Here is a 9,916-nt window from a genome sequence, read left to right on the forward strand (position 1 = left end):
TAAATAATCTAAATAATCTAAATAATCTAAATAATCTAAATAATCTAAATAATCTAAATAATCTCAGTAATCTCAGTAATCTCAGTAATCTCAGTAATCTCAGTAATCTCAGTAATCTCACTAATCTCAGTAATCTCAGTAACCTCGGTGATCTTGATAATATTAATGCTCTTAATGCTCTTAATGCTCTTAATGCTCTTAATGCTCTTAATGCTCTTAATATGCAATGCGCGCTTATATTTTAAGCGGTACGAAATGTGTTTTTACACACACTCCATTACAAAAAAAGACAATTTTATGATGCCTGCTGCGGCAAATGAGACGTCGTCCGGACGAAAAAAAAGCGGTTAACCGAATGATCTCCGATTAATTTGCAGGATTCCCAGGCCGTCATATACTTGGAGTCGGTATTCTTAGCAGAATATAAAACCTGACTTCACCATTACCCATACGACTTAATAACTAAAGCCTTGCGGCGCAGGAGAATTTTATATGGATCAAACCGCCTTCATCATCGGATTTTCGGTGATGGCCATCGCATCACTGGTCATCTACGCTACCGGCAAAAAAACGTCTCCTGCCCGGCATCATACATTAATGCATGCGTCAGTGACTTTTATCGCGGCAACCGCTTATCTGGCGTTAACGTTTGGATTTGGCAACCTGACGCTGGACAACGGCACTCTGGTTTATCTGGCACGCTATGCTGACTGGTCAATTACCACGCCGATCCTGCTTGCGGGCTTAGTGATGCTGGCTTTTCATGAGCATGGCAAACCGGGTGAAACAGGAGGGTTTTTGACCGCCATTATCGTGTTGGATGTGATGATGATTATAACCGGCCTCATCTCATCTCTGGCGGAAGCGCCCTTTGCAAAATGGGTCTGGTACCTTTGGTCCTGTGCGGCATTCCTGGGCGTCGTTTACCTGCTGTGGGGACCGCTGCGGGTTATTGCGACAGCGAAGGGGAGTGCGTATGGGACATGTTATAAAAAAAATGTGACGCTACTGACGGTGGTTTGGTTTATCTATCCGATAGTGTTCCTGATTGGGCCAGAAGGCATGAAATTTATTACCGATGCCGCCTCTGTCTGGGCATTTTTGCTGCTGGATATCATTGCGAAGGTGTACTTCGCGTTTTATGCTGCGGCAAACTTAGAAAAAGCCTCGCACCATGCCAGTCGTGCAGGTGTTAGCCGGGCATGATCCTGCAGCAGAAGCAAGCCGGTTGGGCCATCCTGTGGATGGCCGCTCTGGCCGCCTCGTTTAGCGCGCCGGTTTTCCAGATTGCGTTTGCCGTTCTGGCTATCGGCGTCATCGGCATGGCACACGGCGCCAGCGATCTGGCCATTGTTCGTCAGGGAAGGCAGCTGTTTTTTCTGATGAGCTACGGGCTGGCTATTGTGCTGTGTCTTATCTGGTGGCACACGAGTCCGGCAGTCGCTTTACCGGGTTTCCTGCTCGCTTCTGCCATACATTTCGGGCTGGAAGACGCGCCTGATGGCGGACTCGCCGAGCGTATAGCCCGGGGAGTCAGTTTGATCGCTACCCCGGCAACACTCCATCAGGATGAATTCCGGGCCATTCTACAGGGGGCCGGGCTTGCCCCCACCTTACCTGATACAGTGACATGTAGCCTGGCCCTCCTGGGAGGAGTGGCTGCAGGTGGCCTGCTCACTGTGGGTTTTTTTTCGCGGAACAAGAGGCTTATTACAGGCACGCTGGCGCTGCTGATCCTGCCGCCTTTTGTCGGGTTTTCCCTGGGCTTTTTGATCCTGCATGCCCTCCCACAGACTGAACAGCGACGCGACCAGCTGGGCTACGTGCGTTACACAGATTACCTGCGTGCCATCTGGCCCGTGCTGCTGGGAGCTATCGCGATTGCCGGCATGGCCGCTTTTATGCTCTTTCCCAAAGGGCCAGACGGCTTCCGTTCACTGTTCGCCGCCCTGGCTTCCCTTGCCATCCCGCATCTGTTGATTACCCCCTGGTTTGCGTCCCGGAACCGTACGGTCTAAAGAGGCCAGCCGCGGGTGTTGCGTCGTTAAAATTGATTGCCTGCTTCGCGGAAAACGGAATAAGACTGTCCGTCATTGATCAATAAACGGAAAAGCCGAGGCGCGATTTCCGGGGGAAAATAGATTAATGACAGGCTGTGCCAGCGATACAGGTCTTGCTGGCGTACCCGCATGGAGCAAGAGTCACGGTTATCGGCCATGATACCCGCTCATATTTATTCTGTGTAAAACGACGATTTGCAGGCTGAAGCCGCTATTTCGCTGGCGAAAGAGGGAGGCGTGGGAACGGCCCGGTAGCTCAGGGCCAGGGGTAAAACATGCTTCAGTTAGCAAGCGTAGTCTCTATAAAGTAATAATTTGCATATCGACTTTAAAGGCGAGTATTCTTTTTAACCACGCGTTAAATAACAGGAATCTTTATGCCTTATACATCCGGAACGCCGCGGTTATTTTATCGTTCAGAAGGACAGGGGCCCTTAGTCATCATGCTGCATGGCCTTTTGATGAATGGGCAGTGTTGGGTGGATAATGGCTTCGTTCAGGCGTTAGCGCCTTATTTTCACGTGATATGCCCGGATTTGTCAGGTCATGGATTGAGCGATAAGCCAGCCAGCGAGGCGTGTTATACGCGAGAAAGCCAGGCGGCTGCTCTTGTGGAACTGATACAGGAACTGGGACATGAGAAAGCCCATGTCGTCGGCTATTCTGCCGGAGCCTGGCTGGCGCTGGGCCTGTTAGAATCTTATCCCGATCGGCTACATTCCGTTGTTGTGGGCGGATGGGACTGTCTGCAAGGGCTGCCCGACACGCTCAGTTTTGACATCTTTATGGGCTATGCCCGCGAAACCGCACCGGAGCTCTCTTCACTTTCGCCAGAGGCAGAAAGAAGTGCAGCCTGCTTTTTCAATGAACTTAAGAAACATACGCCGGGTGATGAAAAACGCTTAACCTGCGGAATCCCTCTCTTATTTTGGGCCGGTTTCGGTGACCCCTATTATGCCGCGATGAGTGAGGTCGCCGAACAATATGCCATACCGATAATTTCAGGGAAGGGAGACCATCTTGGTGAAATCATTCATCCGGATGAGGCTACCCTTGCTGAAATACTCAAATTTGTTGGGTAGTAGACTCCTCTTTCACTCCCCGAATCTTACTTTTTATTAATCTTCACGCGCGTCGTTGCCACGGCGCCAGGTCCGGGGCGGACAAGCCCAAATCGTGACAGGCGCCCGTTAACGCAAACGGGCGCCTGGTATCAGGTCGCGCGGTTATACCTGGTGGACGGAAGCAGTGTTTTACTGCCTCTCAGGGTAAACAGGGAAATGACGGTAAAGCTCAATGTGAGGCAGCCTAAAATAAAGTAAGCCTGATGGAAGCCCACGGTGTCATACATTCTTCCTACCCATACCGACAGCACCACCCCGGAAAGTTGTTTCGATAAATTAAAACCTATCAGGAATAACGTTGCCGACAGTTTCGGGTTAAAAGCGGAGGAAATATATTTAAAAGTGCCCACCAGCAGGAACGGCAGTTCAAACATATGCAGCATCTTTAAGATCACCACTTCCACCGCTGATGAGGCAAAAGAGGATCCTAAAATACGTGCCGACATAATCACACCTGCAGTCAGCAGGGCATTTTTCGCGCCAATACGGTTAACAATGGCGGGGGCGAAAAACATAATCGTGGCGTTGAGTAATTCTCCACCGGTAGTGACAAAGCCAAAGACTTCGGTACCGCGCTGTGGGCTGGAGAAAAAACCTTTAAAGAAATTCGCGAACTGCTGATCGAAGACGTCATAGACGCTGGCGACGCCAACCACGTAAACAATAAATCCCCAGAAGCGGGGCATCCGCAACAGTTCGGCGGCCGTGCGTAAAGAGAAGGCCTGACGGTTGGCCCCCAGCGCGTCGATAACCAACTCACTGTTACTGTTTTCCGGGCGCGACACCCATAACAGTACGCCAAGCACCAGCGCAAAGCCGGAGGCGATCCAGAAGGTAATATTAGGATCTATACCAAACAGGATACCGGTTATTGACGCACATAACGCCCAGCCAACACAGCCGGAAACACGAACTTTGCCGTATTCGAAGCGGTTAGCGCGACTGACACGCTCAATATAGGCTTCGACCGCTCCGGAGCCGCTGGAAAAGACTATTCCCAGGTAGATCCCACCGGCCAGCGCGCCCGCAAAAATATTCATCTGCAGCAGCGGAGACAGAACAAAAATAAAAAAGGGCGCAAACAACACTAATAAGACAGTGATGGTCCATAACAGGTATTTGCGTAGCCCCAATTTGTCGGAAATCAACCCAAACACCGGCTGGAAAACAATCGAAAACAGCGAGACAAAGGAAAAAACAATCCCCGTTTCTGTTTTGGTCAGATGGTTAACCTCCGCCAGCCAGACCGGAAAAAAGGGAAACCAGGCAGACATGATGAAGTAATAGAAGAAAAAGAACAGCATAAAGTAAATAAAGTTATGGCGTTCTCTTGGGGCAAGTTCAGCGAGTTTCATAGGGCTATTCCATCCGGTTATGCCGTTAAGCAGGGGCTTGCGCCCCCGATTATTATTGGAAATGCAGGGTTAACTGATACTGCCATTTTGGTTCAGACAATAACCACTTCTGCAGGACGCTGGGCGTCCAGGAATCGTCTCCGCCGACACCCATATGTTGACCATCCAGCGTTATCCAGACGCCTTCTTCCGGCTGCATTTGGTGCCAGTGGTCGGTTGCCATTAATTGCGTGGTGCTGTAGGGCTGGACAGAGAAATGAAAATCACCCGCTACGTGCCAGCGGCCCCAGTCGAGCGCTTTACTGTCGCAACGCAGGCCATTCTCGCCAGGGAAAATGTACGGGGTGCTCATTTCATCCAGCGGCCGTTCCCAGCGGGAGAAGCAGGCGCTGGTACGTCGGTCCGGGTAGTTCTCGTGCGGGCCAAATCCCAGCCAGGAGACCGGTTTTTCCTGATCTCGCACCTGAAAATTGAGGCCAACGCGCGGCAGCGGCGGCAAAGTCGTGGCCCGCTCGCCGTCAATGACCAGATGCAGCTGGCCCTGCGCGTTAAATGTCATTCGCCAGTGGCTGACAATCACTACCTCATCCTGGCTCATGTACTGCCAGCTGCTGTCGATCACCACTTCATGTGCCAGGCGCTGCGCATCACACTGCACGCAGCGGGCGGTAAGGTTGTACAGGCCAGCGCTCTTCCAGCGTTCAACCCAGGCGTTAGGATCGATGCGCTCCACTTCACTTACGCCAATATCGTTATCCAGCGGTGCACGCACGAACTGATCGCGCAGCGGGGTCAACAGCTGCTCCACGCCATCCACCAGCCAGTGCGTCAGGAGTCCGCTTTCACGGTCAATAATCCACTGCTGCAGGCCACTGCGCACCGTCCAGGCACTGTCGCTGCGCTCAAGCTCAGGCGCTTCGCCTGCTGGCTGAGGCGCATGCAAAACCAGTGGGGCGGCGAGAGCGAACTGCTGCCAGGCGACGCGGTGCCCGGCCTCGGACCATGCTGTGGCCTGTGGCTGAATCACTTCCAGCGTCAGCCAGACCTCTTCGGCCCCGGCAGGCAGGGTCAGTGCCTCCGACAACGTTAGCTCGCTCTGACCTTCAGGACTCAGCGCCAGCGTTGCGCTACCCTGAGTAATTGTTTCGCCGGCTGCCTGAACGTGCCAGTGCAGCTGCTCGTTATCGGTCGGGCGGAACAGGTATTCACTGGTGATGCTGATACGCAGCGGATGTTGTGAAAGCAGGGCAAACTGAAAGTATTGCTGTGCGTGTTTGGCCTCAATTAATGACGGATGAGGACGGCGATCCGGGAATACCAGCCCGTTCATACAGAACTGGCGGTCATTGGGCTTATCGCCAAAATCACCGCCGTAAGCCCAACCGACGCTACCGTCATCAAACGTTTTGGTAATGGCCTGATCGGCCCAGTCCCAGACAAAACCGCCCTGCAAACGCGGGTAATCACGAAAGGCTCGCCAGTAATCGGCATAGTTGCCCAGGCTGTTACCCATGGCATGGGCGTATTCACAAAGGATTAACGGGCGCTGCTCGCCGGGTAAACCTATCCATTTTTTGATCCCCCACTTTGGCACGGCTGGAATAAGCTGATCGTTTTCTACGCGCGCATACATAGGGCAGATAATATCGGTGGTCGAACTGTCCGCGCCGCCCCCTTCATACTGGACCGGGCGAGAAGGGTCGTTACGCTTCAGCCAGTGATACAGGGCCTCATGGTTGCTGCCACCGCCGGATTCATTGCCCAGCGACCAGATAATGATGGACGGGTGATGGCGATTGCTTTGCACCATCCGCGTGACGCGAGCGCTCCATGCCGGTAACCAGGCTGGATCGTCGGAAAGACGATTCATGGGTACCATCCCGTGGGTTTCGATATTGGCTTCGTCAACCACGTACAGGCCATAGCGGTTACAGAGTTCATACCAGCGCGGCGTGTTGGGATAATGAGAGCAACGAACGGCATTAAAATTGTTCTGCTTCATTAGCAGAATATCCTGCACCATGTCCTCTTCAGTGACGACCTGGCCGCGTTCAGGGTGATGCTCGTGACGGTTTACGCCGCGGATCAACAGCGGCTTACCGTTCAGCTTCAACAGGCCGTTATCAATTTCCACCCGGCGAAAACCAATATCCCAGGCTTCAGCTTCAAGCAGTTCCTCGTCGTGCCACAGCGAAACTACTGCCCGGTAGCAGTTTGGCGTTTCCGCGCTCCACAGTGCCGGACTTTGTACGGGAACGCGCATCACGGCGCGTTCTGCATAGTTGCCTCGTTCATCAATGGCTGGCGAACCGGGCCGCTGCTGCTGGCTGGCGACTCGCTGCGTGTCATGCCACAGTTCAACGTTTATCGTCAGTTCTGCAAGCAAGGGTTCCGGAGCGGCAACGGTGACGTTTACTGCCAGCTCCGCGTCACGATAAAGCGCATCCAGCTGCGGAGTAAGCTGAACATCACTCAGGTGCAGCGTCGGCTTATTCAGCAACCACACTGAACGAAAAATCCCGCTCATCCGCCACATATCCTGATCTTCCAGCCAGGTGCCCGCGCTCCAGCGCATGACCATCACGCAGAGGCGGTTCTCGCCAGCCTGAAGCGCCGCGCTGAGGTCGAAGGCTGCGGGCAGGCGACTGTCCTGCGAATACCCGATCCACTCGCCGTTGCACCAGAGATGAAAAGCAGAGTTCACGCCATCAAAGACGATCTGCGTGCGGCCTTGCTCCTGCCAGTGCTCCTCCAGACTGAACGTCAGCGAGTAGCAGCCGGTCGGGTTTTCTTCCGGGACGCGCGGCGGCGTGGTGTCGATGGGGTAACGCACGTTGGTGTAGATGGGCGCATCATATCCCTCCATCTGCCAGTTGGAAGGAACCTGAGTGCTGCGGCTGTCCGCCAGGTCGCTTTCCAGCCAGCTGGCATCTACCTCAAACGGGCTGCGCGCGTAAGAAAACTGCCACTGGCCGTCCAACAGGCGGCGGTGAGTTGAAGCCTGATTTTCTCTGGCAGCGCGCAGATCGCGCCAGCTGGCAAAAGTCGCATGGGCCGGTAAACGGTTCAGGTGCGTAATGGTCTGGTTTTGCCAGTCTTCACGTGCAAGCACGTCATGGAACAACAGGCCACGTGAGGCGGTTCGATCGAAATTGCGCATAGGAATACCTGATAGAGAAACAGAAATGTCATTCGCCAGACAAGATGGGGGAGTTATCAGATATTTCATTGGAAGCCACAATATTCCAGCGATTGAAACGGATTAGCGATCACGAAACAGAACGGAAATCGCGCATTTTTGTCGTCTTTCAGACAATATATGTTAGCGAGCGACATTGGGCCGAGTGAGCAAAGGAGAAGAGCATGCAGCACCGTATGGCAACGTTAGAAGATGTGGCGCTAGAGGCCGGGGTATCGCAACAAACGGTCTCACGAGTGCTGAATAAACCCAATGTGGTCTCTGAACGAACGCGCGATAAAGTCATGCGTGCGATGCAGGCTTTACACTATGTTCCTAATCGTTCAGCCCAGTTGCTGGCCGGGAAGTCCGCATCGTCAATCGGCTTGATCACCGCGTCGTTGACGCTGCATGCGCCCTCGCAAATCGCCGCTGCGATAAAAAGTCATGCAGGTGTGCATCAGCTGGAAGTGGTTATCGCGATGCCGGTAACGGCTGATTTCGTCTCGCTTCAGGCCCGATTGAATGAGTTTCGTGCGCAGAATATCCGCGGTGCGATTATTAATTTGCCTCTGGAAAGCAGCCTTGCGGAAAAATTGGTGAGGGAAAATGCAGATATTTGCTGTCTGTTTTTAGATATATCCCCCGAAACCGACGTCTGCTCCATACGGTTTAATCATCTGGATGGCTGCGGGGCCTGCGTCAACCATCTTTGGACGCTGGGGCATCGGGAGTTCGGTCTGCTGGCCGGGCCGGAAAGCTCTGTATCGGCGCGAATGCGATTGAGCAGCTGGCGTGAGGCTTTACATCGGCTGGGGGTCAGCAATGCGGTGACGGTTTTTGGCGACTGGAGTGCGGCCAGCGGCTGGCACAAAGCTTTTGAACTGCTGCATCAGCGCCCGCAGCTCAGCGCAATCGTTGTAGCAAACGATCAGATGGCGCTCGGGGTGCTGAGTGCGCTGACACAGTTGAATCGTACCGGCAGCAGGGCGGTTTCCGTTACCGGCTATGACGACACGGCGGACAGCCTCTATTTTCAGCCGCCGTTAACCACGGTTGCGCAGGATTTTAATAAGTTGGGCAAGCGGGCCGTTGAGCTGTTAATCCAGAAGATGACGGCCCCGCAGATGCGGATCCGTGAACTGTTGCCAACGCGTTTAATCATCCGGCAGTCAACCTGGGCTTATGAAAACAATCAGGCCGGGCAAGAAGCCGTTATCGCACAATTAAAAACGCTGGTGGATAAACTGTAAGCGTACCGTATGTATTGAGCCATGCCGGCAGAACAAAGCATGTTTCACTGCAGATGTTGCACAATTAAAAACAGGGGGGATGAACTTTAAAACGACCGTATTTATTGAGCTATCCTGATTCAGGACGAAACGTGTTTCACTGCAGATGTATTGCGCGGTGAAAGGGATCCAAAAAGTTTAGTGTGAAATAAAGCGCCGGAAGAATGGCTTATTTTCCGGCCATCAACGCAATACGCTGCGGCCAGGATGGTGATGGCGCTAATTTCCCTCTCAAAGGAAAATTGATGCCGGGCGGGTATAGCCGTCGCGGGTGCACTATAGCAAGCTGTCAGAGGACGCAAGCAGAATAACACATCGATCTCTGTCCCGCTGATAATAACTGAATTCAGTCAGGAGCTATTCTCTCTGACAAGATGATCGTAGAGCGGATAAATGTACTAATTTTAAGCGGGAAAAAGGACTATTATAATGAGCGTAATAGACGATCTGAAGGCAAAATATCCGGGAGCACAGGCGTGGTCAATCGGGGATAATGCCGAAATGGCTAACCAGCTGGCAGATTTAGTGGTGAAAGGGATCAAAACCGCATCATGCGGCTCTTTCGCTTCCTACCAGGCGGAAGAGACGCCAATTAAAACAGGCAGTTATAATATTATCCTTAACGGGCAGGGCGAGCCGGTATGTGTGATCAGAATAGTAGCGATGCGGCTGGTTCGCTTTTCTGAGGTCACTGAAGAGTTTGCGCGTAAAGAAGGTGAGGGGGATCTCAGCCTGGCATACTGGCGGCAAGAGCATAAAGATTTTTTCACCAGGGCAGGCTTTTTTGCTGAGGATATGGAGCTAATCACAGAAGAGTTTGAGGTGGTTGAACGCCTGTAATTTGAACGAGCCGGCCGCCGGGTTAAATTGAGCGGTCGTCTGGTTGCAGGGGCAGGAAAAAGGGAAG

The 9,916-nt window shown here is 52.9% G+C and carries 7 protein-coding genes; 5 read left to right on the forward strand and 2 right to left on the reverse strand.

The genetic code is table 11. From position 1 onward, the window contains the following. Positions 1–492 precede the first annotated feature (492 nt). The 3 genes from RTK32_RS08770 (at position 493) to RTK32_RS08780 (ending at position 3,142) form a co-directional block, all read left to right on the forward strand. A complete protein-coding gene (locus tag RTK32_RS08770) occupies positions 493–1,206 on the forward strand; it encodes a bacteriorhodopsin (RefSeq protein WP_312043104.1) in 714 nt (237 codons plus the stop codon). Further along, positions 1,203–2,018 (forward strand): Brp/Blh family beta-carotene 15,15'-dioxygenase, encoded by an 816-nt coding sequence (locus RTK32_RS08775; protein WP_312043105.1) that lies wholly within the window; start codon positions 1,203–1,205, stop codon positions 2,016–2,018. Before RTK32_RS08770 ends, RTK32_RS08775 begins: the two co-directional genes overlap by 4 nt. A 419-nt stretch (positions 2,019–2,437) precedes the next feature. Then, a complete protein-coding gene (locus tag RTK32_RS08780) occupies positions 2,438–3,142 on the forward strand; it encodes an alpha/beta hydrolase (protein WP_312043107.1) in 705 nt (234 codons plus the stop codon). Between the two features lie 131 nt (positions 3,143–3,273). On the opposite strand, the gene RTK32_RS08785 is transcribed toward RTK32_RS08780, so the two are convergent. Next, positions 3,274–4,539 carry an MFS transporter gene (locus RTK32_RS08785; protein WP_312043108.1) on the reverse strand — a complete coding sequence of 422 codons (1,266 nt, stop codon included), beginning with the start codon at positions 4,537–4,539 and terminating at the stop codon, positions 3,274–3,276. 52 nt (positions 4,540–4,591) lie between these two features. Further along, positions 4,592–7,699: a beta-galactosidase gene (locus RTK32_RS08790; protein WP_312043110.1), complete on the reverse strand. Its 3,108-nt coding sequence runs from the start codon at positions 7,697–7,699 to the stop codon at positions 4,592–4,594. Positions 7,700–7,902: 203 nt separating this feature from the next. On the opposite strand from RTK32_RS08790, the gene RTK32_RS08795 reads away from it, so the two are divergent. Together RTK32_RS08795 and RTK32_RS08800 are read left to right on the forward strand one after the other, a co-directional pair. Continuing rightward, positions 7,903–8,970, forward strand: coding sequence for a LacI family DNA-binding transcriptional regulator (locus RTK32_RS08795; protein ID WP_312043111.1), 1,068 nt, complete (start codon positions 7,903–7,905; stop codon positions 8,968–8,970). Between the two features lie 468 nt (positions 8,971–9,438). Continuing rightward, positions 9,439–9,849: an ASCH domain-containing protein gene (locus RTK32_RS08800; RefSeq protein WP_312043113.1), complete on the forward strand. Its 411-nt coding sequence runs from the start codon at positions 9,439–9,441 to the stop codon at positions 9,847–9,849. Positions 9,850–9,916 lie beyond the last annotated feature (67 nt).

The organism is Erwinia sp. (genome assembly GCF_031978025.1).
GTDB lineage: Bacteria > Pseudomonadota > Gammaproteobacteria > Enterobacterales > Enterobacteriaceae > Erwinia.